The organism is Micromonospora sp. NPDC005173 (genome assembly GCF_040608515.1).
Classification (GTDB): Bacteria; Actinomycetota; Actinomycetes; order Mycobacteriales; family Micromonosporaceae; genus Micromonospora.
The window spans coordinates 93,710-114,939 of the sequence record NZ_JBEXIK010000019.1; the positions used below are offsets into that span (position 1 = coordinate 93,710).

General features: G+C 73.6%; 23 protein-coding genes and 1 riboswitch. Of the genes, 15 read left to right on the forward strand and 8 right to left on the reverse strand.

The features are described 5' to 3' along the window. Window positions 1-66: 66 nt before the first annotated feature. The 10 genes from ABZV00_RS21555 (at window position 67) to ABZV00_RS21600 (ending at window position 8,892) form a co-directional block, all read left to right on the forward strand. A complete protein-coding gene (locus tag ABZV00_RS21555; RefSeq protein ID WP_355608916.1) occupies window positions 67-405 on the forward strand; it encodes a TcmI family type II polyketide cyclase in 339 nt (112 codons plus the stop codon). Further along, window positions 402-2,186, forward strand: coding sequence for an acetyl-CoA carboxylase carboxyltransferase subunit alpha (locus ABZV00_RS21560; RefSeq protein ID WP_355608918.1), 1,785 nt, complete (start codon window positions 402-404; stop codon window positions 2,184-2,186). Before ABZV00_RS21555 ends, ABZV00_RS21560 begins: the two co-directional genes overlap by 4 nt. A gap of 17 nt (window positions 2,187-2,203) precedes the next feature. Beyond that, on the forward strand, window positions 2,204-2,872 hold the full coding sequence (locus tag ABZV00_RS21565; protein WP_355608921.1) for a biotin/lipoyl-containing protein: 669 nt from the start codon (window positions 2,204-2,206) through the stop codon (window positions 2,870-2,872). Between the two features lie 20 nt (window positions 2,873-2,892). Next, the gene (locus ABZV00_RS21570) at window positions 2,893-4,335 is read left to right on the forward strand and encodes an acetyl-CoA carboxylase biotin carboxylase subunit (protein WP_355608924.1); all 1,443 of its coding nucleotides are present in this window, start codon (window positions 2,893-2,895) and stop codon (window positions 4,333-4,335) included. Further along, the gene (locus ABZV00_RS21575) at window positions 4,332-5,084 is read left to right on the forward strand and encodes an SRPBCC family protein (protein ID WP_355608927.1); all 753 of its coding nucleotides are present in this window, start codon (window positions 4,332-4,334) and stop codon (window positions 5,082-5,084) included. Before ABZV00_RS21570 ends, ABZV00_RS21575 begins: the two co-directional genes overlap by 4 nt. Continuing rightward, a complete protein-coding gene (locus ABZV00_RS21580; RefSeq protein WP_328416379.1) occupies window positions 5,077-5,481 on the forward strand; it encodes a cupin domain-containing protein in 405 nt (134 codons plus the stop codon). The genes ABZV00_RS21575 and ABZV00_RS21580 overlap by 8 nt, the downstream gene beginning before the upstream one ends. A gap of 55 nt (window positions 5,482-5,536) precedes the next feature. After that, window positions 5,537-6,814 (forward strand): beta-ketoacyl-[acyl-carrier-protein] synthase family protein, encoded by a 1,278-nt coding sequence (locus tag ABZV00_RS21585; RefSeq protein ID WP_355608930.1) that lies wholly within the window; start codon window positions 5,537-5,539, stop codon window positions 6,812-6,814. Further along, entirely contained in the window at window positions 6,811-8,058 is a 1,248-nt protein-coding gene (locus ABZV00_RS21590; protein ID WP_355608933.1) for a beta-ketoacyl synthase N-terminal-like domain-containing protein, read from the forward strand. The genes ABZV00_RS21585 and ABZV00_RS21590 overlap by 4 nt, the downstream gene beginning before the upstream one ends. Further along, window positions 8,055-8,393 carry an antibiotic biosynthesis monooxygenase family protein gene (locus tag ABZV00_RS21595; RefSeq protein WP_355608936.1) on the forward strand — a complete coding sequence of 113 codons (339 nt, stop codon included), beginning with the start codon at window positions 8,055-8,057 and terminating at the stop codon, window positions 8,391-8,393. Before ABZV00_RS21590 ends, ABZV00_RS21595 begins: the two co-directional genes overlap by 4 nt. Window positions 8,394-8,742: 349 nt before the next feature. Continuing rightward, the gene (locus tag ABZV00_RS21600) at window positions 8,743-8,892 is read left to right on the forward strand and encodes a hypothetical protein (protein ID WP_355609009.1); all 150 of its coding nucleotides are present in this window, start codon (window positions 8,743-8,745) and stop codon (window positions 8,890-8,892) included. Window positions 8,893-8,966: 74 nt separating this feature from the next. Here ABZV00_RS21600 and ABZV00_RS21605 read toward each other — a convergent pair whose 3' ends face one another. Further along, complete coding sequence (locus ABZV00_RS21605) at window positions 8,967-9,911, reverse strand: exo-alpha-sialidase (protein ID WP_355608939.1); 945 nt, start codon at window positions 9,909-9,911, stop codon at window positions 8,967-8,969. 268 nt (window positions 9,912-10,179) lie between these two features. Between ABZV00_RS21605 and ABZV00_RS21610 the strand changes: the two genes are divergently transcribed. Continuing rightward, a complete protein-coding gene (locus tag ABZV00_RS21610) occupies window positions 10,180-10,779 on the forward strand; it encodes a hypothetical protein (protein WP_355608942.1) in 600 nt (199 codons plus the stop codon). Window positions 10,780-10,817: 38 nt separating this feature from the next. On the opposite strand, the gene ABZV00_RS21615 is transcribed toward ABZV00_RS21610, so the two are convergent. From ABZV00_RS21615 to ABZV00_RS21625, 3 genes are read right to left on the reverse strand one after another with little or no spacing between them, the layout of a single operon-like run. After that, on the reverse strand, window positions 10,818-11,447 hold the full coding sequence (locus tag ABZV00_RS21615) for an HAD family hydrolase (RefSeq protein WP_355608944.1): 630 nt from the start codon (window positions 11,445-11,447) through the stop codon (window positions 10,818-10,820). Window positions 11,448-11,456: 9 nt separating this feature from the next. Then, window positions 11,457-11,861, reverse strand: a complete 405-nt coding sequence (locus tag ABZV00_RS21620; protein ID WP_355608946.1) for an MmcQ/YjbR family DNA-binding protein — start codon at window positions 11,859-11,861, stop codon at window positions 11,457-11,459. A gap of 19 nt (window positions 11,862-11,880) precedes the next feature. Further along, window positions 11,881-12,804, reverse strand: coding sequence for an aminoglycoside phosphotransferase family protein (locus tag ABZV00_RS21625; RefSeq protein ID WP_355608949.1), 924 nt, complete (start codon window positions 12,802-12,804; stop codon window positions 11,881-11,883). Between the two features lie 209 nt (window positions 12,805-13,013). On the opposite strand from ABZV00_RS21625, the gene ABZV00_RS21630 reads away from it, so the two are divergent. Together ABZV00_RS21630 and ABZV00_RS21635 are read left to right on the forward strand one after the other, a co-directional pair. Continuing rightward, entirely contained in the window at window positions 13,014-14,129 is a 1,116-nt protein-coding gene (locus ABZV00_RS21630) for an alpha-hydroxy acid oxidase (protein ID WP_355608952.1), read from the forward strand. A 107-nt stretch (window positions 14,130-14,236) separates the two neighbouring features. After that, a complete protein-coding gene (locus ABZV00_RS21635) occupies window positions 14,237-14,497 on the forward strand; it encodes a hypothetical protein (protein WP_328416394.1) in 261 nt (86 codons plus the stop codon). A 157-nt stretch (window positions 14,498-14,654) separates the two neighbouring features. Here the strand turns inward: ABZV00_RS21635 and ABZV00_RS21640 are convergent, their stop codons facing one another. Together ABZV00_RS21640 and ABZV00_RS21645 are read right to left on the reverse strand one after the other, a co-directional pair. Then, window positions 14,655-16,091: a glycine hydroxymethyltransferase gene (locus ABZV00_RS21640; RefSeq protein ID WP_355608954.1), complete on the reverse strand. Its 1,437-nt coding sequence runs from the start codon at window positions 16,089-16,091 to the stop codon at window positions 14,655-14,657. Window positions 16,092-16,109: 18 nt separating this feature from the next. Further along, window positions 16,110-16,200: riboswitch (ZMP/ZTP riboswitch) on the reverse strand. 61 nt (window positions 16,201-16,261) lie between these two features. Beyond that, the gene (locus tag ABZV00_RS21645) at window positions 16,262-16,993 is read right to left on the reverse strand and encodes a histidine phosphatase family protein (RefSeq protein ID WP_355608957.1); all 732 of its coding nucleotides are present in this window, start codon (window positions 16,991-16,993) and stop codon (window positions 16,262-16,264) included. 197 nt (window positions 16,994-17,190) lie between these two features. Here ABZV00_RS21645 and ABZV00_RS21650 point away from each other — a divergent pair, with 197 nt between their 5' ends. Beyond that, the gene (locus tag ABZV00_RS21650) at window positions 17,191-17,517 is read left to right on the forward strand and encodes a hypothetical protein (protein WP_355608960.1); all 327 of its coding nucleotides are present in this window, start codon (window positions 17,191-17,193) and stop codon (window positions 17,515-17,517) included. A gap of 22 nt (window positions 17,518-17,539) precedes the next feature. Then, window positions 17,540-18,511, forward strand: coding sequence for a DNA primase small subunit domain-containing protein (locus ABZV00_RS21655; protein ID WP_328416402.1), 972 nt, complete (start codon window positions 17,540-17,542; stop codon window positions 18,509-18,511). A 28-nt stretch (window positions 18,512-18,539) separates the two neighbouring features. Here ABZV00_RS21655 and ABZV00_RS21660 read toward each other — a convergent pair whose 3' ends face one another. After that, entirely contained in the window at window positions 18,540-20,582 is a 2,043-nt protein-coding gene (locus ABZV00_RS21660; protein WP_355608963.1) for an acyltransferase family protein, read from the reverse strand. Window positions 20,583-20,760: 178 nt separating this feature from the next. Next, entirely contained in the window at window positions 20,761-21,195 is a 435-nt protein-coding gene (locus ABZV00_RS21665) for an Lrp/AsnC family transcriptional regulator (RefSeq protein WP_328426610.1), read from the reverse strand. Between the last annotated feature and the right edge of the window lie 35 nt (window positions 21,196-21,230).

A 21,230-nucleotide genomic window follows, 5' to 3' on the forward strand; every position in this document is an offset into this window, starting at 1 on the left:
CGGGAGTCGTCCAGCGGTCCGGGGCCACCCGCCGCCGGCCCGGACGCCGTGGGGGGAGGCCCAGCCATGGACCGATCGCTGATCGTCGCGAAGGTGGTCCCGACCGCCGAGGAGCGGGTCGCCGAGATCTTCGCCGAGTCGGACGCGACGGAGCTGCCGCGTCTGGTCGGCGTCCGGCACCGATCGCTGTACCGCCTGCACGATCTCTACGTGCACCTGCTCGAGACCGAGCAGCCGGCGCAGGGCGCGGTGGAGGCCGCCCGTGGCCATCCCGAGTTCGTCCGGGTCAGCGACCGGCTGCGGCCGTACGTCTCGCCGTACCTGCCGACCTGGCGGTCGCCGCGCGACGCGATGGCGCACTGCTTCTACCGGTTCGACGCCGTGGACGCCGGGCGGCGGTCGTGACCGCCACCGCGCCCCGCGAGGAGCAGCTCTGGTCCCGCTGCGCGGGCTGCGCGAGCCTGCTGTACCGCAAACGCCTGCGGCGCAACCTGGACGTCTGCCCGGAGTGCGGCGCGCACGCCCGGCTCGGCGCCCCGGAACGCCTACGCCAGCTCGTGGACCCGGGCTCGCTGCGCCTGCTGCCCGACCGACTGCCGGAAGCGGATCCGATCGACTTCGTCGACGTGCTGCCGTACCCGCACCGGCTCACCGCAGCCCGGGCCAGTACCGGGCTGGCCGAGGCGGTCGTCTGCGCCACCGCCACCATCGGCGGGCACCCGGCCGTGCTGGCGGTGATGGACTTCCGATTTCTCGGCGGGAGCCTGGGATGCGCGGTGGGGGAACTGATAACCCGGGCCGCCGAACGGGCGCTGGACGACCGCAGCCCGCTCATCCTGGTCACCGCCTCCGGCGGGGCACGGATGCAGGAGGGCGCACTGTCGCTGATGCAGATGGCCACGGTCAGCCAGGCCATCGCCGCGCTGCGCGAGGCGGGTCTGCTCACCGTCAGCGTGCTCACCGACCCGACCTACGGCGGGGTGGCGGCGTCGTTCGCCACCAACACCGACCTGGTGCTCGCCGAGAGCGGCGCCCGGATGGGCTTCGCCGGGCCCCGGGTGATCCGCCAGGTCACCGGGCGGGCGTTGCCGGAGGGTTTCCAGACCGCCGACTTCCTGCTGCGGCACGGTCAGATCGACATGGTGGTGCAGCGCCGGTCGCTGCGCGGGCGGTTGACGGCGCTGCTCGCCGCGACCCGTACCGGCCGCCCGGCGCGCCCGCCCGTACCCCGGCAGGAGCCGGCGCCGGGCCATGAGCGCCTGGCCGACGACGGCTCGACGGTGGCGCCCGCGACGATCCCGCCGGTCGGCGAGGGTCGAGGCGCGTCCGCCGGCACACCTACGGCCAGCGCCGACCCGGTGCCGACGGCACGCGACCCCTGGGACACCGTGCGGGTGGCCCGCAACCCCGGTCGACCCACCACTCTGGACTACCTCGACTCCGTCTTCGACGGGTTCGTGGAGTTGCACGGCGACCGGCTCGGCGGGGACTGCCCGGCGGTCGTCGGCGGCGTGGCCCGGCTGGATGGCCGGCACGTGATGGTGATCGGCCACCAGAAAGGGCACACGACCGCCGAGCTGGTGGCCCGCAACTTCGGCATGGCCAGCCCGGCCGGGCACCGCAAGGCGCTGCGGCTGATGCGCCTCGCCGCCCGGCTCGGCCTGCCGGTGGTGACCCTCGTCGACACCCCCGGAGCGGACCCGGGGGTGGGCGCCGAGGAGCAGGGCCAGGCGGCGGCCATCGCGGAGAACATCCTCACCCTGACCGTGCTGCCCACCCCGGTGCTGGCCGTGATCACCGGCGAGGGCGGTAGTGGTGGCGCGCTGGCGCTCGCGGTCGCCGACCGGGTGCTGATGCTCCAGCACGCCGTCTACTCGGTGATCAGCCCGGAGGGCTGCGCCGCCATCCTCTGGCCCGACCGGTCCGCGGCGCCGCAGGCGGCCCGCGCGCTGCGGTTGACCGCGCCCGACCTGCACCGGCTCGGGGTGGTCGACGAGATCGTGCCGGAGCCGGCGGCGGCCGCGCACGACGACCCCGCGGAGACCGCCCGGCGGTTGCGCGCCGCGTTGCTGGCCAATCTGCTGCCACTGCTGGACGTACCGCCCGCGATGCTGGTCCGTCTCCGCCGACAGCGGTTCCGGCGGTTCGGCGCGACGCGTACCGGTGCCCGGGCGGGTGCCCGGTGACCGCCGGGGACCGGGCGGTGTCGACTGTCCAGGCGCCCGGCGATGACGCGCTGTCCGCCGCCGGGACGCCCGGGGTCGACCGTCGGTCCGCCGGGCACGACGGCGCGTCTCTGCACCCCGAACCGGGCAACGGGCACGGCGGGGTCCGGCTCGACGCCGACCGTCCACCGGACGGCAGCCGGCCCGACGACGCCGGGGCGGGCGGCGAGGAGGTGCTGGCCGGGCTGCGCCGGCAGGCGCGCCAACTGGTCGCCGAGCTGAGCGGGCCGGTGCACCGGATCCGGCTGCGCAACGGGCCGGCGGTGCTGGAGGTCGAGTGGCACCCTGGCGATCCGGCGCGGCCGGACGTACCCCCGGCTCCGCCGCCGGTCGAGGCGGCGACCGTGCCGCCGGACGCGACGGTGCCCGGCCCGCCGGCGGCGGTGATCCGGCCGCCGGTGCCCGGGCGCGCCGCGGTCCGGGCGCCCATTGTCGGCACCTTCTACCGGGCGCCGGAGCCCGGCGTGGCGCCGTTCGTCGCCGTGGGCGACCTGGTCCGCCCGGGTCAGCCGATCGCCATCGTCGAGGCGATGAAGCTGATGAACGAGGTGGCCGCCGACCGTGCCGGTCGGGTGGTCGCGATCCTCGTCGAGGACGGCCAGCCGGTGGAGTACGACCAGCCGCTGGTCGAGCTGGATTCGGCCTGATGGCGCGGGTGGGGTGACCGATGTTCGAGACCGTGCTGATCGCCAACCGCGGCGAGATCGCGCTGCGGGTGCTGCGGGCCTGCCGGGAGCTCGGCGTCCGGACGGCGGTGGTCTACTCCGCCGCGGACGCCGACTCGGCGGCGGTCCGCCTCGCCGACCAGGCCGTCCGGATCGGGCCCGCGTCGAGCCGCCGCAGCTATCTCAACGCCGCCGCCATCGTGGAGGCGGCGCGGCAGGTGGGCGCGCAGGCCGTGCACCCCGGCTACGGATTCCTCTCCGAGGACGCCGATTTCGCCGAGATCTGCGCCGACAACGGGCTGATCTTCATCGGCCCGCCGCCGGCGGTGATGGCCGCGCTGGCCGACAAGTCCTCGGCCCGGGCCCTGATGAGCCGGGCGGGCCTGCCGCTGCCGCAGGGCAGTGTCCAGCCGGTGCCGACCGCCGCCGCCGCGGCCGAGGTGGCCGATGCCATCGGCTACCCGGTGATCGTGAAGGCCGCCGCCGGTGGCGGCGGCCGGGGGATGACCGTGGTGCGCACGCCGGGCGAACTGCCCCGGGCGTACACCCGCACCCGGGCCGCCGCGCAGGCCGCCTTCGGCGACGACCGGGTGTACGTCGAGCGGTACCTCACCGAGGCGCGGCACGTGGAGGTGCAGGTGCTCTGCGACGGGCACGGCAACGGGGTGCACCTGGGCACCAGGGACTGCTCGGTGCAGCGCCGGCACCAGAAGCTGGTCGAGGAGGCGCCCGCGCCGGCGCTACCCGCCGGCACCCTCGACACCATCGCGGAGACCGCGTTGCGCGGCGCGCTGGAGGTCGGCTTCGTCGGCGCCGGCACGCTGGAGTTCCTGGTCGACGCGGAGGAACGGTTCCACTTTCTGGAGATCAACTGTCGGATTCAGGTGGAGCACCCGGTCACCGAGATGGTCACCGGGATCGACCTGGTGCACGAGCAGCTGCACATCGCCGCCGGGGTGCCGCTGCGCTGGCGCCAGGAGGAGATCCGGCTGCACGGCGTCGCGGTGGAGTGCCGGGTCAACACCGAGGACCCCGAGCGCGGCTTCGCCCCGACCCCCGGCCGGCTGGAACGGTTCGTGCCGCCCGGCGGCCCGTTCACCCGGGTGGACACCCACGCCAGCGCCGGCTACGTGGTCGGCCCCTGGTACGACTCGCTGCTGGCCAAGGTGGTGGTGTGGGCGCCCGACCGGGAGTTGGCGCTCAACCGGCTGGAGCGCGCCCTGGAGGAGTTCGACATCGCCGGGCCGGGCGTGCGAACCACCATCCCGTTCGTCCGGCGGGTGCTCGACGACGCCGCATTCCGCAAGGGCCGGTACACCACCGGCCTGGTCGACCGCCTGCTCGCCGCGTCCGGCCCGGCGCCCGCGCAGCGGCCGGCGGCCACCCCCGCACCGCGCACCGCGCCCGCCGCGGAGCCCGACGTATCCCACAGGAGGACCCGATGACCGTCACCCATGGTCGCCCGTTGACCGCCGAGATCACCGACATCCTGGTGGCGCACTGCGGGCTGGACGCCGACGCCGCGGCCCGGGCGCCTGCCGCGTCACTGGAGGAGCTGGGCATGGACTCGCTCGCCCTGCTGGAACTCTCCGCCGTCGTCGCCGACCGATGGCAGGTGAGCATCCCCGAGCAGGCCGGCCAGCTGAGCATCCCGGCGGTGGCCGACCTGGTCGCCCGCCGCGCCGACCCGCCCGGGCACACCGAGAACGGCACGCTCATCGACGCGCCGCTGGCACTGGTCTGGGAGATCACCAACGACGTGTCGAACTGGACCGAGCTGTTCACCGAGTACGCCGTGGTGGAGATCCTGCACCGCGACGGGCACACCGTCCGGTTCCGGCTGACCATGCACCCCGACGAGAACGGGGTGGCCTGGAGCTGGGTCAGTGAACGCACGGCCGACCCGGTGAGCCGGCAGGTTCGGGCGCACCGGGTGGAGACCGGGCCGTTCGAGTACATGCGCATCCACTGGCGCTACACCGAGGAGGCCGGCGGCACGCGGATGACCTGGGTGCAGGACTTCGCCATGAAGCCGACCGCGCCGGTCGACAACGCCGCCATGACCGAGCGGATCAACACCAACAGCGTCATCCAGCTCACGGTGATCAAGGACCGGGTGGAGCGGATCGCCCGGGAACGCGCCGACCAGGGGCGCCCGGCCGGCAACGAGCCGACGGAGGCCGACGATGAGTGACCTGAGCACCCGGCCGATCGCCGCCCGCGACGTACCCGCCGACCGGCGGCGCGGCGGTGAGCTGCGGGTGCTGCTCGGCCCCCGCACCGTCGGCAGCACCTCCGGCTTCCTCGGGGTGGCCGCGCTCGCGCCGGGGGAGCAGATCGCCGAGCACTACCACCCGTACAGCGAGGAGTTCCTGTACGTGGCGCGCGGTGCGATCACCGTCGACCTGGACGACCAGCCGATGCTGTTGGCCGCCGGCGAGGCGCTGTTCGTGCCGATCAACGTGCGGCACCGGCTGCGCAACACCGGCGTCGAACCGGCCGAGGTGGTCTTCCACCTGGGTCCGCTGGCACCCCGGCCCGAGTTGGGGCACGTCGACACCGAGCTAGTCGAGCAGCGAGGCGGGTCGTGAGCGCGAGGAGTGAGCCGGGGTTGCGAGCCCCGCAGTCGCGAACCGAGGTGGCGTCGTGAGCGGGCGCCGCACGGTGGTGACCGGAATCGGGGTGGTCGCCCCCGGCGGCGCCAGCCGGGACCGCTTCTGGAAGACCATCACCGAGGGGCGGACCGCCACCCGGCGAATCAGCTTCTTCGACCCGTCGGCGTTCCGCTCGCAGATCGCCGCCGAGTGCGACTTCGACCCGGTGGCTGCCGGGCTCACCGAGGCCGAGCGGCGCCGGGCCGACCGGTACGTGCAGTTCGCGCTGGCCTGCTCCGCCGAGGCGATCGCCGACGCCGGGCTGGTGCTCACCGACGCCGAGCGGGACCGGGCCGGGGTGGTGCTCGGCACCGCCGTGGGCGGCACGATGGCCCTGGAGCAGGAGTACGTGACGGTCAGCGAGCACGGCCGGCGCTGGCTGGTCGACGCGGCGCGCGGCGGCCCGTACCTCTACCAGGCCCTGGTGCCCAGCAGCCTGGCTGCCGACGTGGCGTGTCGGCACGGGCTGCACGGCCCGGCGCAGGTGGTCTCCACCGGCTGCACCTCCGGCATCGACGCCATCGGCTACGCCCACCAGATGATCGTGGACGGTGAGGCCGACGTGGTGCTGGCCGGCGCGGCCGACTCGCCGATCTCGCCGGTCACCGTCGCCTCGTTCGACGCGATCAAGGCGACCAGCCCGGACAATGACGACCCGGCGCACGCCTCCCGCCCGTTCGACGCCGACCGGCACGGGTTCGTGCTGGCCGAGGGTGCTGCGGTGCTGGTGCTCGAGGAGGCCGGGCACGCCCGGCGGCGGGGCGCGCACGTCTACTGCGAGGTGGCCGGCTACGCCAGCCGCAGCAACGGCTACCACATGACCGGGCTGCGCCCGGACGGGCTGGAGATGGGGCTGGCCGTCACCGACGCGCTCAAGCAGGGACGGATCGCCCCCGACCAGGTCTCCTACATCAGCGCGCACGGCTCGGGCACCCGACAGAACGACCGGCACGAGACGGCCGCGTTCAAGCGGGCGCTGGGCCAGGCCGCATACCGGGTGCCGATCAGCTCGATCAAGTCGATGGTCGGGCACTCGCTCGGCGCGATCGGGTCGATCGAGATGGCCGCGTGCGCGCTGGCCATCGAGTTCGGCGTGGTGCCGCCGACGGCCAACTGGACCACCCGGGACCCGGAGTGCGACCTGGACTACGTGCCGAACGAGGCGCGGGAGGTCCCGGTGGACGTGGCCCTGTCGGTGGGCAGCGGCTTCGGCGGTTTCCAGTCGGCGATGGTGTTCCGCCGGCTGCCCGGGGCGGTGGCGGCCCGGTGACGGCCCGGGCGGTGGTGACCGGCATCGGCGTCGTCGCGCCCAGCGGCGTCGGCGTGGACGCGCACTGGCGGACCGTGCTCGCCGGCACCCGGCGGACCGGGCCGATCACCCTGTTCGACCCGGCCGGCTACCCGACCCGCCTCGGCGGGGAAGTACCCGGTTTCACCGCCGACGGGTACGCCGACAGCCGGCAGTTGGTGCAGACCGACCGGTGGACGCATCTCGGCTTCGCCGCCACCCGGCTGGCGCTGGCCGACGCCGGCCTGCCCGAACGGGCCCCCGACCCGTACGGCTACGCGGTGACCCTGGCCAGCTCCTCCGGCGGAAACCTGTTCGGCCAACGGGAGCTGCAACGGCTCTGGGGCGGTTCGTCCCGCACCGTCGGGGCGTACCAGTCGATCGCCTGGTTCTACGCGGCCAGCGTCGGGCAACTCTCCATCCACCACCAGTTCAAGGGCCCGAGTGGGGTGCTGGTCGCGGAGGCGGCCGGCGGGCTGGACAGTCTGGCGCACGCCGCCCGCGCGGTGCGCCGGGGCACCCCGGTGGTGATCGCCGGGGCCACCGAGTGCCCGCTGAGCCCGTACGCGCTGGCCTGTCAACTGCGCTCCGGGCTGCTCAGCGACGTGGCCGACCCGGAGCGGGCGTACCGGCCGTTCGACGCCGCGGCCAGCGGCTACCTGCCGGCCGAGGGTGGTGCGGTGTTCGTGGTGGAGGAGTTGGGGCATGCGCTGTCGCGGGGCGCCCGGATCTACGGCGAGGTCAGCGGCTGGGGCGCCACCCACGACGCCGCGCACACCACGGCGGACAGCGCCGGCGACCCGGCCCAGTACGCCCGCGCGATGCGGCTGGCCTTGGACCGGGCCGGCGTCGCGGCGGCCGGGATCGACGTGGTGCTGCCCGACGCCCTCGGCGTGCCCCGCTACGACCGCAGCGAGGCCGAGGCGCTGCGCGCCGTCTTCGCCGACCGGTTGCCTCCGGTGACCACGCAGAAGTCGTTGACCGGGCGGGCGTACCAGGGCGGCTCGGCGTTGGACGTGGCCACCGCGTTGCTCGCCTTCGCGCACGACACGCTGCCCGCGTCCGCCGGCCCGGACGAGGTGGCCGATGGATGCGAGCTGGACTTCCTGCGCGAGCACCGCCGGCCACGCAGCCGGCTCGCGCTGGTCTGCGCACGGGGCTTCGACGGGTTCAACAGCGCGCTGGTCCTGCGCGGGGCCGCGCCGGTGAGGGGAGAGACAGCATGAGCGAGCAGCGGGCCCGGGTGGTCTTTCTGGTGCGGGTGCCCCAGGCGCGCACCGAGCGGTTCCTCGCCGCGTACGAGGCGGTCCGGCATCTGGTCGCCGGCGGGGTGCCGGGGCATCTGGTCGACCAGGTCTGCCGCTCGTCGACGGACCCGGAGCAGTGGCTGATCACCAGCGAGTGGGCGAGCCTGGCCGACTTCGAGAGTTGGGAGCGCAGCCCCGAGCACCGGGACCTGGTGCGCCCGATGCGGGAGTGCTTCACCGACGCCCGCTCGCTGCGCTTCCACATCCACGCCCAGACCCCCACCCCCGCCCTGGCTCCAGCGCCGCCGGGATGATCGCGCTCGATCCGTGACCGAGGCGGCCTCGCCTTCGGGCGAGGACACCCCTGTCCTCACCGAGCACGGTGCGGGCGGGCTCCTTGTCGGGTCGCGCAGCGTCTGCCCTCTGCGTCAACTGGCGGTGACGCTCTGTCGGCATATGCGGACCGATCCTGCCCGTCGAACGGGCTGTCGGCAATCCGGCCAGCCGCCAAACTGATCTAGCCATTTGCATCTGGCAATGCATCCGGTGGGCGTCGTAAGGTTCCCACCAGCACCCCGACAGGCGTACGTGACGGGCCCTCTTGATGCTGGGCGGTGATCGGCAGTGGCGGCAGAGGATCCAACGGCGACAGGCCCCGGATGGGTGGACGACGTTCTGTTCACCGGTCATCCACTGCCCACCTGGCGCGCCGGGGCGCAGGCGATTCCGCACCTGCTCGACCAGTTGCCCCGCACCACCACCGGCAAGCTGGTCCGCTCGCCTGACGCGCTGCCCTCGGCGGCCACGCCGTGACCGGCCCGCTGCGCCAGGTCGACGTCGACCCGCGCCCGGCCGGCCGGCGGGCGAGGGCCTGGCCGGGCGGTCGCTCAGCCGGTCAGGCTGACCTCGGCCAGGTAGATGCAGGTCCGCTCCTCGTGGGAGGAGTAGTAGCTGACCCACAGCAGGTCGTCGTGCCAGACCAGGCCGGGGTAGCTGGTGTCGCCGCCGGAGGGCAGCGAGACCAGTTCGATCAGCTCGCCCCGCTCCGGGTCCACGGCACAGACCGCGGTGCGCACCTCGCCGTCGAGCAGGCGTAGCCCAGCTAGCAGCCGCCCGTCGGGCAGCCGGAGCAGCGTCGGCCCGCCCACCTGGACACCCAGGTCGGTCCAGCTCCAGTCCCGGTACGGCGGCCGGGCCCGGCCGAGCTGCGCGGTGGCGGCGTCACCAACACCGTCGCGGCGCAGTAGGCAGATGGCGGTGCCGTCCGGGTCGAAGACCAGCCCCGACTCGTTGGGGTAGCCGCCCTCGAACAGCGTCGGCACCCACGGTTGAAGGTCGAGGCCGTCGGTGCTGCGGTAGAGCCGGGCGAACCGCGGCTCACGGGTGGCGTAGCCGACGCCGTACATCGCGCCGTCGTGCCAGGCCGCCCGCCACACCCAGACGCCCGATTCGCCGACGGGGAGGGGATCGCCCCAGGCGTGCCCGTCCGTGGAGAGCCAGGTCACCGTCTGGAACGTCTTGGTGGTCTCCCCGGTGGCGACCGCCGCCAGCAGTTGCAGCCGCCCGTCGGGTCGCAGGACGAAGCGCGGGTCGCGCAGGTCGGTGCCGGCCTGGCGGACGACCGTCGCGGACGTCCACGACCGCCCGTCGATGGAGGTCAGCACCCGGATCACGCCGTCGTCGGAGAGGTGGGTCCGCGCCTCGCGGAAGGCGCAGAACCAGCTCCCGGCGTACCGGACCAGGTCGGTGAACGCGCTGTGCGGCGCGCTGTCGCCAATCCGGTGGATGGCGGTGACCTCGGCAGCGGTGCGGCGGGTGGGTGACGACGTCATGCGCGGCGGCCTCCTGGCGCTGGGGGAGCGGGACGTCCCGGGTGCCGGCCAGTGCCCGGTTCCGCTCGGCGGGTGCCGGCCCGTACTCCCGACCCGGTGCCCCCACCCGGGTTCGGGCGCGGTGACGACGGCCGACGCTAGCCGCCCCTGCCGACGCCCGCGCGGCCACGAGACGAACGTACGACGAACACCCGGACGGGCCTGGCCGGTGCTGTCGGATTGGTGTCGCCCGCGCGGCCGCGTCGGCGCGCTGGGGTGGGGTGGAGGCATGTTCAGTTCGTTTCTCCAGTCCCTGGCGACCAAACTGGTCGAGGAGATCGTCAAGCGGCTCGTCGAGTGGCTCGCGCCGAAGGCGCTGCGGGTCGTGCCGCATCCCGCCTCGCCGAACTGCCCGCGCTGCGGCGGGTACGGCGTGGCCCGGTGGGCGCCCGGTGGGGTGCGGGTGCTCTTCGTGCTGTCCCTGCTGGTCTTCACGTGGGGCTTCGCGGGCCTGCTGCTCGGCGTGCCGGCGGTGGTGTTCACAGTGGTCGGTGTGGTGTTGTCGGACGGCTTCGGCGCGCTGCTGCCCGCCCTCCTCGCGCTGCTGGGCCTGCCGTTCTCCGCCACCGTGATGATCGCGGGCGCGTTCGGGCTGGCCTACTACCAGAGCTACCCGCCGAAGCGGTGCAACCGTTGCCATGGCAGCTGGCCGCAGCGCGAGCGCGACGAATACCTGCGGGCGACCCGGCCGGTGTTCACCTGCGGTTGCGGTCAGCGGCTACGGGTGCCCCGGGCCGCCGGGGCGCGGCTGCGCTGCCCACGCTGCGGCACCGAACACGCCACTCCGACTCCCCGGCCGGCCGCTGACCCGACCCCGGCCGGCCGCTGACGCGACCCCGGCCGACCGCTGACGCGACCGCCGGTCGCTCAGGCGAGGAGCGCGCGGAGGTCGCGGGGGTGGGCCACGGTCAGGTCGGCGGGCGCGTGCGGGTCGTACTGGTGGCCCCAGCGCGCCGCCACCGCCAGCGCACCGGCGTCCCGGGCGGCCCGCAGGTCGAGGGGTGAGTCGCCGACGTAGGCACTCCGCTGCGGGGCGACTCCGAGGCGCCGGCAGGCCAGGACGACCCCGTCGGGAGCCGGCTTCGGCCGGGTCACCTCGTCGCCGCCGATGATGACCCGGAAGTGGCCGGCCAACCCCACCCGCTCCAGCAGGATGCGGGCGGCCCGGTGACTGGCGCCGGTGAACAGCCCGAGCGGCGCCGGACCGGCCAGGCCCGCCAGCAGCTCGGGCACACCGTCGTAGCTGGCGACCTGCTCGGCGACAGCGGCCAGCTCCGCGTGGTACCGCTCGACGTCCGTCTCGGTGGCGGGCCGGCCGAGCAGCGCGGTGAGCAGGGCCGACGGCGCGCCGAGCGGGTAACCGGCGATGATCTCCTCGTCGGTGTGCTGCCGCCCGCCGCCAGCGAGGATGGCGGCCCGGTACGCGGCCGGCACCGCGGCGTGTGAGGCGATCAGCGTGCCGTCCATGTCGAAGACGATCGCGTCCACCTGCTCCACCCGCCGAGCCTAGCCGTCGGTTGGCTCCTGCTGGGCTCGGTGGGCAGCGGCGAGGCGTTTCGGGGCGCGGGCGTACCACCCCTCGGTGATCACCTCGGTCAGCTCGGGCAGGCCGATCCGGTCGAGCCGGACCAGCACGGCCGGGTAGCCGTCGAAGTGCGGGGTGGTGAGGTAGACCGACGGGTCGTCGGCGAGCAGGGCCTCCTTGACGCCGAGGTCGGGCACCCGTACGCCGAGGATCGGCCCGTCGGGCGCGGCCGTGCCGAGGGCGGCGAGGTCGGCTCCGCGCAGTGGTCGTTCCCAGACGAACTGCTTGTCCCGCACCCGCCAGGCGGGCAGCCCGTCGTACGAGGCCCGTTCGGTGGTCTCGGGCAGTGCGAGTGCGATCCGGCGGACGTCCTCCCAGCTGGCCATGTCCACACGGTACGGGGATTCAGGGGGCCACGGCGTGCTCGGCGAGCAGTTGACCGAGCACGTGGCGGGCCTCGGCGGCCTTCGCCGGCTCCGGATTGTCCAGGGTGATCAACGCCTTCCACAGCGCCCAACCGCGCCCGCGAGCCCAGGTGGCCTCGTCGACGCCGAGCGCGTCGCGGAAGGCGGCCCGGCTGGCGCCGTACAGCAGTGTCCAGGCGATCACGGTGTCGCAGGCGGAATCGCCGACGCCGCAGCAGCCGAAGTCGATGACGGCGGCGAGCCGGCCGTCGCGGACCAGCAGGTTGCCGGACGCGACGTCGCCGTGGAACCAGACCGGCGGCCCGGCCCAGGTGGCGTCGAGGGCGGCCTGCCAGATGCCGGTGACCGCGTCGACGGGCAACCGGTCGCGGTGCGCCTCGATCGCCGCCCGGGTCTCCGCGTCGTAGGTGGACAGCGGGCCACCCCGCCAGGCGCTGTGCCGGCCGGCCGCCGGCCCGCCGGTGGCGTCGATGTCCCGCAGCGCGCGCAGGAAGCCGGCGAGATCGGTGGCGAACCGGGTCAGGTCGCCGATCCGCTCGACCTGGGCGGTCCGCCCGTCGATCCACCGGTAGACCGACCACGGGTACGGGTAGCCGGCGCCGGCACGGCCGTGGGCCAGCGGGGCGGGCACCTCCAGCGGCAGCCGTGGGCCGAGCACCGGCAGCCAGCGCTGTTCCTTGGCGACCTGGAGGGCGTACCCCTCGCCGCTGGGCAGCCGCACGGTCATCGCGTCGCCCAGGTGGAAGGTGCGGTTGTCCCAGCCGCCGACCTCGACCGGGTGGACCGGCAGCTCCGCCCAGTGCGGGAACTGCTCGGCCACCAGGCGGCGGACCAGTGCCACGTCGATCCGGGCCGCCACCGGGTGGTTGGTGTCCGGTACGTCGGGGAGGGGTTCTGCGCTCATCCGTCCGAGCCTGCGGGGGTCGGCCGGGGCACGCAACCGGTTTGCGCCGGGCAGGGGGTGGTGGCGGGCGTGGGTTGCGAAGCCCATCATCGACAGCGGCTAGGATTCTCAACCATCGTCCGGGCGGACGCCGTGAGCGGACGGTCCGGGCAGCCACACGATGGGTTCCATGTCGAGCCCGAAGAGACGGCATGTCACGGGGGTAGGGGATGGCTGAGCCGGTGCTGACCGACCTGCAGGCCGAGGCGCCGGCGGTGTCGCTCGACGAGTACGCCGAGCGGGCCCGCGCGGTGCTGCCGCCGGACGTGTGGGACTACGTCGCCGGCGGCAGTGCGGCCGAGGTGACCTTGAACGCCAACCGGTCCGCCCTGGACCGGGTCGCGGTGCTGCCCCGGATGCTGCGCGGGGTGAGCACGGCCAACCTGAGCACCCAACTGCTGGGCCGCCCGTACGCGATGCCCGTCGGGGTGGCGCCGATGGCCTACCAGCGGCTGGTGCACCCCGACGGGGAGCTGGCCCTCGCGGCGGCGGCCGCCGCGGCCGGGGTGCCGTATCTGGCCAGCACGCTGGGCAGTACGCCGATCGAGCAGGTCGCCGGCACGGGCGCCGAGGTCTGGTTCCAGCTCTACTGGCTGCGTGAGCGGGCCCTGGTCCGCGACCTGCTGGACCAGGTGGTCGCGGCGGGTTGCCGGGCGCTGGTGGTCACCGTGGACGTCCCGGTGCTCGGCCGGCGCCCCCGGGACCTGCGCAACGCGTTCCGGCTGCCCGCCGAGGTGTTCGCCGCGAACCTGCCCGACGGGCGGGACGCCCTGGCGCACGCCGGCGCTCCCGGGATGTCCGCGATCGCCGCGCACACCGACGCGTCGTTCGCGCCGGCGCTGCGCTGGGCGGACCTCGCCTGGCTGCGCGAGCACGTCGACCTGCCGCTCGTGGTCAAGGGGGTGCTGGACCCTCGGGACGCGGTCGAGGCGGTACGGACCGGTGCGGACGCGGTGGTCGTCTCCAACCACGGGGGCCGGCAGCTGGACGGGGCGCCGGCCAGCGTCACCATGCTGCCGGAGGTGGTCGACGCGGTCGGCGACCGCTGCCAGGTGCTGCTTGACAGCGGCATCCGCGGTGGCACCGATGTGCTGCGGGCGCTCGCGTTGGGCGCCGCCGGGGTGCTGGTCGGCCGGCCGCTGCTCTGGGCGCTGGCCGCCGGCGGCCAGCCCGCTGCGCGGGACGCGCTGGCGCTGCTCGCCGCCGAGTTGCGCGACGCGTTGACCCTGGCCGGCTGCCCCGACACCGCGGCGGCCGGCGAGCTACGCACGGTCGCGGTGAGGTGACCACTGGCCACCGAGCCGGTCGACCCGCTCGGTGTGTTGACACACCGCGTTCACCAGATGGCAATGCGCGACGACCCGCCTGCCGCCGTCCTGGGTGGACGGTCATAATGGGCCGCATGGTTGCCTGGGAGTACGCCTTGCTCGTCCGCCGCTATCAGGGACAGGGCCGCAATTTTCACGTCTCGTTCATCTGGTACGGCCCGGACGGGTCACGCAAGGACATCACCGCCTACGGCGACACCGCCATCGCGCACCTCAACCGCGCCGGCCGGGAAGGCTGGGAGCTGGTCTCCGCCGCCGAGGACGTGAACAACGTCCAGGGCAGCACCGAGGTGCACCGCTACCACCTCAAGCGCCCCCTGGCCTGAGGCGCGCCCGCCCGCATTGCCGGGCACCCCCAAGCGCGATACCTCTGAGTCATATCGATGACTCAGAGGTATCGCACTCGTCCGAACGAGCGCCACCGACGGCGTCACCCACGGTGATCCCGGCGGCCCGGCGCGCCGGCGCCGGCCAGCCTGAGCGTCAGGCCAGGTCGATGGCAGGGTAGAGCGGGAACGGGGTCAGCAGGTCGGTGGCCTGGCGGGCGATCTTGTCGGCCAGGGCGGGGTCGAGGGCGTACTTGGCCTTCGAGGGGGTGCCGTCGGCGTTGGCGCCGGCCGTGGTCTGGGTGAGCACGGTGTGCATCAGCTCCGCGGTCTGGTCCATCTCGGCGGTGCCCAGCCCCCGGGTGGTCAGCGCCGGGGTGCCGATCCGGATGCCCGAGGTGTACCAGGCCCCGTTCGGGTCCTGCGGGACCGAGTTGCGGTTGGTGACGATGCCCGAATCCAGCAGAGCCTGCTCGGCCTGCCGGCCGGTGAGCCCGTAGCCGGACACGTCGATCAGCACCAGGTGGTTGTCGGTGCCGCCGGTGACGAGCTTCGCGCCCCGGCGCAGCAGCCCCTCCGCGAGGGCCTGCGAGTTGTCCACGATCCGCTGGGCGTAGTCGGCGAAGTCGGGGCGGCGGGCCTCGGCCAGCGCGACCGCCTTGGCGGCCATCACGTGCGGCAGCGGACCACCGAGCACCATCGGGCAGCCCCGGTCCACCTGGTCGGCCAGCTCCGGCTGGCAGAGCACCATGCCGCCGCGCGGGCCGCGCAGCGACTTGTGGGTGGTGGTGGTGACGATGTGCGCGTGTGGCACCGGGTCGAAGTCGCCGGTGAAGACCTTGCCCGCCACCAGGCCGGCGAAGTGCGCCATGTCGACCATGAACGTGGCGCCGACCGAGTCGGCGATCTCCCGCAGGATCCGGAAGTTCACCTTCCGGGGGTACGCGGAGTAGCCACCGACCAGGATCAGCGGCTTGAACTCGCGGGCCGCCTCGGCCAACCGGTCGTAGTCGATCAGACCGGTCGCCGGGTCGGTGCCGTAGCTGCGCTGGTCGAACATCTTGCCGGAGATGTTCGGCCGGAAGCCGTGGGTGAGGTGGCCGCCGGCGTCCAGCGACATGCCGAGCATCCGCTGGTTGCCCAACTCGCGGCGCAGCGCGAACCAGTCGGCCTCGGTCAGGTCGTTGACCTGCCGTACCTGCGCCTTCTTCAGCGCGGGGGACTCCACCCGGTCGGCCAGCACCGCCCAGAACGCCACCAGGTTGGCGTCGATGCCCGAGTGCGGCTGCACGTACGCGTGCGCGGCGCCGAACAGCTCACGGGCGTGCTCGGCGGCGAGCGCCTCGACGGTGTCGACGTTCTGGCAGCCGGCGTAGAAGCGACGCCCGACCGTGCCCTCGGCGTACTTGTCGCTGAACCAGTTGCCCATCGCCAGCAGGGTCGCCGGGGAGGCGTAGTTCTCGCTGGCGATGAGCTTGAGAGACTCCCGCTGATCGGTCAGCTCGGCGCCGATGGCGTCGGCCACCCGCGGCTCGACGGCCCGGATCACCTCAAGGGCACTCCGGAATGCGGTGGACTCGGCGTTGCGCGACATACGACCTCCTACAGGCGTGCGGAAGGCCCAGGCGCTCGGCAAAACGTCCTCTTGACGGGGCCGCTCCCCGATGGTTCTCCATCCCCACGCGCCAGTAACGGCCCGGGCAGATCCTACCGGGTCGGCCCGGAGCAACCCGGCCGACCTCCGCGGTCAGAATCACCTTCACCTCAGACCGGCTCGGCATGGACCTCGTCCTCCCTGGTCGGCTCGGCGCCCTGCTGACGCAGGTGGCCGACCTCGTTGAACCCGCCCAGGATCAGCCGGCCCTGCCCGTCGTCGAACCAGTCAGTGATCGAGCAGTTGGCGATCACGCACTCCCGGGTCAGCGCCATCAGCTCCGGCTCGGTCAGCCCCTCCACCAGGTAGCGCAGCAGGAAGACCAGCGCGTCGTGGCCGAACAGCAGCACCCGCTTGCCCGCGTGGTCCCGGCGCAGGTCGCCGAGGAGCGTCCGCAGCCGCAGCGCCACATCGGTCCACGACTCTCCGCCGGGCGGCCGGTAGTAGAACTTGCCGAGCCGGACCCGCCGCTCGGCCTCGTCCGGAAACCGCCGCTGCATCCCGTGAGCGGTCAGGCCGTCGAGGATGCCCAGCTCACGGTCGCGCAGCCGTTCGTCGCGGCTCACCGGCACCTCCGTGCCGTGCAGCGCCAGCTCGGCGGTGGAGACCGCCCGCAGGTACGGCGAGACCACCGCCACGTCCGGGCGCCGGTCCGGCGGCAGCCCGGCGAGCCAGCGGCCGGTGGCCCGGGCCTGCTCCTCGCCGATGGGGGAGAGCGGCACGTCCGCGTCCCGATGGGTGAGCCCGATCAATTCTTCGCCCGACGCCTCGGCCCGGGTCGCCGCCACGTTCGCGGTGCTCTCCCCGTGCCGGATGATCCAGAGCGTCGCCAGTTCCGCCATGTCGGCCCCCTACCCGAGCACCGCCGGGGTAACCGTGCCGGATCGTCGCTGTGCCGGTCCGCCCGCCGGATCCGATCGGCGCTGACCGCTGCTCAGGTGATGCGTCCGGTTCGGGACAGCGGCCCGACGGTTCGATGGGGAACAATGTCCGACCGGGGGCGGTCGGGCCGCCCCGGGACGAAGGGGTGGGGTTGGCGATGACGGTCGTCCGGGGTCTGCGGGAAGCGCTGCTGCTGTTCGTCATCGCCGCGGTTCTGGTCGCGGTCGCGACGGCGGTCTGGGTCGCGGTCGACGGTGGCGACTTCACCGGCCGGCTGGGGATCGCGTTGATGGTGGTGGGCGCGCTGTTCGGGGTGACCGGCGACCTGACGCTGAGCCGCATCGGCATGCTAGGCCCCCGTGCCACGTTCGGGATCGCACCGGAGCGCGAGGAGGCCGGCGGCGGACGGGTGCTCACCGGCGTCGGCATCTTCCTCTTCGTCGGGCTGCCGCTGATCCTGGTCGGCGTCCTGCTGATCACGTGACCGCCGTCGTACCCTCAGGGGCGTGGCCACGGTGGCGGAGGAGATTCAGGTGGGAGAGCGGCTGGTCCGCGTCTCCAGCCCCGACAAGCCGTACTTCCCGGAACGCGGGCTGACCAAGCTGGACGTGGTCCGCTACTTCCTGGCGGTGGGTGACGGCATCCTGCGCGCACTGCGGGACCGGCCCACCATGCTGGAACGCTGGCCGCGCGGCGTCTTCGAGGGCGCGACCATCGCCACCCGGCAGACCAACCGGGGCGACGCGTTCTACCAGAAGCGGCTGCCGGCGGGCGCACCCGAGTGGGTGCGGACCGCGCACATCACCTTCCCCAGCGGCCGCACCGCAGACGAGGTCGCCCCGAGCGAGCTGGCCGTGGTGATCTGGGCGGCCAACCTGGGCACCCTGCGTTTCCACCCGTGGCCGGTCAGCGCCGGCGACGTGGAACGCCCCGACCAGCTGCGCATCGACCTCGACCCGATGCCCGGCGTCGGCTTCGAGCAGGTGGTGCCGGTCGCCCGGGAGGTGCGGGCGTTCCTCGCCGAGCTGGGCCTGACCGGCTACCCGAAGACCACCGGCGGGCGGGGCCTGCACGTCTACCTGTCGATCGAGCCGCGGTGGAGCTTCGGCGACTGCCGCCGGGCGGTGCTCGCGCTGGGCCGGGAGATGCAGCGCCGGCTGCCCGAGCTGGTCACCACCACCTGGTGGCGCGAGCAGCGGGACCGGCCGGTCTTCGTCGACTACAACCAGATGTCGCGGGACCACACGATGGCCTCGGCGTACTCGATCCGGCCGACGCCCAGGGCGCTGGTGTCGGCGCCGCTGGACTGGGCGGAGCTGGAGGACGCCAGGCCGGAGGACTTCGACGTGCTGTCCGTGCCGGCCCGGTTCGCCGAGCGGGGCGACCCGCACGCCGGCCTGGACGGCGACCGGCACTCGCTGGAGCCGCTGCTGGAGCTGGCCGACCGGGAAGGGCTGGAGGCGCCACCGGAGCGCTGATCACCCGCCCTCGGGCCTGTCGAACGGCTCAGAGTTCGGCGATCGCGGGCTTGAGCGCGGTGCCCAGTCGGGGTGCGAGGGTCGATGAGTACGTGGCGGTCAGGTGGTGCGCGTCGCGCCAGACGAGGACGCCTCCGATGACCGGCGCGCAGCGGTTCGCGGGGCAGATCCAGTCGTTCAGGTCGATCAGGCGGACGCCGGTGAGCCCTTTCGCTGCCTCTTCCTGGGCGGGACCACCCCCGAGGCGGAGCGCAGCGGCCCGGGGTGTGGCGCACCTCGTCAGGCGTTTCAGGTTCTCGGACACGCATTCGGCGATGTCCTTCAGATGGAGCGGGGTGTCCCGCAGCACCACCACCGGAAGCTTTTCCGCGATCAGGCTGCTCCACGTCTTGCGCAGCTCGCGGGCCATCGCGGACTGGCTCCTCGACTCCGGCTCGCCCCTGACCGGATACACGGAGTGAGTGGTGATCAGGATGTCGGGGCGGTCCGCGCCGAGTAGTTCCGCCCGTACCCTCCTGTTCCACTCGGTGCACGACGCGTAGGGCCGGTCGTCCAGGGAGATCTCGGCCGTCAGGAACGGGCAGCCGGACTTGGTGTAGGTGGCGAGGCGCCAGCCGTTCGTCTCCGCCGCTCCCCGCAGGGCAGGAATCCAGTGGTCCGCATGGGAGTCGCCGACGAGTGCGACCCTGGTCGTCGAATCCGGTTTCCCGTGGACGCAGGCCTTCGGGGTCGAGGAAACCACGTCCACATGGCAGCTCGCGTTCTTCAGCGACGCGTCTTGTTTCGCCGCCAGCGGGTCGGGGGTGATCGAGGCGACCTGGTCGACGGGCGCTCCGGCGCGGCTGGTGCGGGGGGAGGAGCCGAGAGCCATGGCGCCCGGCGCAGGCGGCGGTGCCGCCTGGGTGGTGGCTCCGGACACCTGGCCCATGATGACGGAGGTGGAGGCCGGGCCCGCCGTCGACGGGATGGCCAGCTGGAACAGCAGGCCGGCCAGCGCGGCGGCACAGGTGCAGACGGCACCGACGCGCAGGGCCGCGGGTGGCCGTGCGGCGAGAGTCGGCGACCGACGGACCGGATTCTCGATGAAGTGGTAGGTGAGCGCGGCGGGGACCGCCGAGGCGGCCACCACCGCGAGCGCGGCAACGACGCCGAGCTCACCGAAATGCGCCTGCGCGGCGATCAGCAGCGGCCAGTGCCACAGATACAGCGAGTACGAGATCCCACCGACATAGCGCAGCGGTTGCCGGCCCAGCAGGAGTGCGGGCCCGGCGCGGCCGGCCGCCGGGCCGAAGGCGATCACCGCGGCGGTGCCGAGGGTGGGGCCGAGCGCGGCGTACCCCGGGAAGCCGGCCTCCGTGCGGATCAGCGCGGCCGACGCGCCGACGGCGATCAGTCCGGCCCAGGCCAGGGGAACGGCCACCAGGCGCGGAGACCGGCTCAGCCAGGTCGCCGTGACGGCGATGGCACCGCCGAGGGCCAACTCCCACATCCGGGTCGTGGTGACGTAGTACGCCGACGGATCGGTCGGCGAGACGCGCAGCGCCCAGGCGAACGAGGGGACCGCGATCAACGCCAACCCGAACAGGTAGAGGCCGTGGCGCCCTCGTGCCCTCCGGCGGGCGACCCAACCGAGGGCGATCAGCAGCAGCGGCCAGACCAGGTAGAACTGCTCCTCCACGGCGAGGGACCAGAAGTGCTGGGCGATGCTCGGGGCGTCGTTCGCGGCGACGTAGTCGAGGGACTGCCCGGCCATGCGCCAGTTCATCGCGTAGCACGCGCTGACGATGACGTCCCAGGCGGTCGTGGACCAGCGGCCCCGGGGCAGGAAGTAGTAGGTCAGCACCAGAGTCGCGACGAGGACCGTCGCGGCGGCGGGAAGGAGGCGCTTGGCCCGGCGGGCGTAGAAGTCGACCAGTGAGAGCCGTCCACGTTGGTCGAGTTCGGTGAGCAGCAGGCCGGTGATGAGGAAGCCTGAGATCACGAAGAACACGTCCACACCGACGAAGCCACCGGGCAGATGGTGTATCCCGGCGTGGCCGAGGAGCACCAGCAGCACGGCCACCGCCCGCATGCCCTCAATGTCACCGCGGAAGGACCCCGAGCCGCCCGAGGCCGGCTTCGGCGGTGTCGGCGCAGCGGCCCTGGCCTGTGTCCACATTTCTGCCGGTATAGCCACGCCGGGATAGTACGGGCGGTTAGCCGAAGAACGATGCATCTCGGCATGTCTGTCAATGTCTTCGTGTTATGGCCTACTGCCAGGGGCTCTGCGTCCCGTCGTACTCCTCGAAGACCAGCCAGGACCGCGTCGACAGCACCCCGGCGATGTGCTGCACCCGGTCCAGCACCACGTCCCGCAGGGTGGCGTTGTCCGGCGCGCGGACCAGGGCCAGCACGTCGTGCTCGCCGCTGAGCAGCGCGACGTGCTCGACGTAGCGGACCCGGGCCAGCTCCGCCGACACCTCCCGCCAGGTGTTCTGCTCGATCGTCAACGCGATGTACGCCGACGTGCCCAGCCCGGCCGCCTCGGGCGCCACCTGGGCCCGAAACCCGGTGATCACGCCGTCGCGCACCAGTCGCTCCACCCGGGCGTACGCGTTGGTGCGCGAGATGTGGATCCGCTCGGCCAGCGTGCGCACCGAGGTACGCCCGTCGCGGACCAACTCGTCGAGGATCCGCCGGTCCACCTCGTCCAGGTGCCGGGCCGATCGTCCCGATCCGA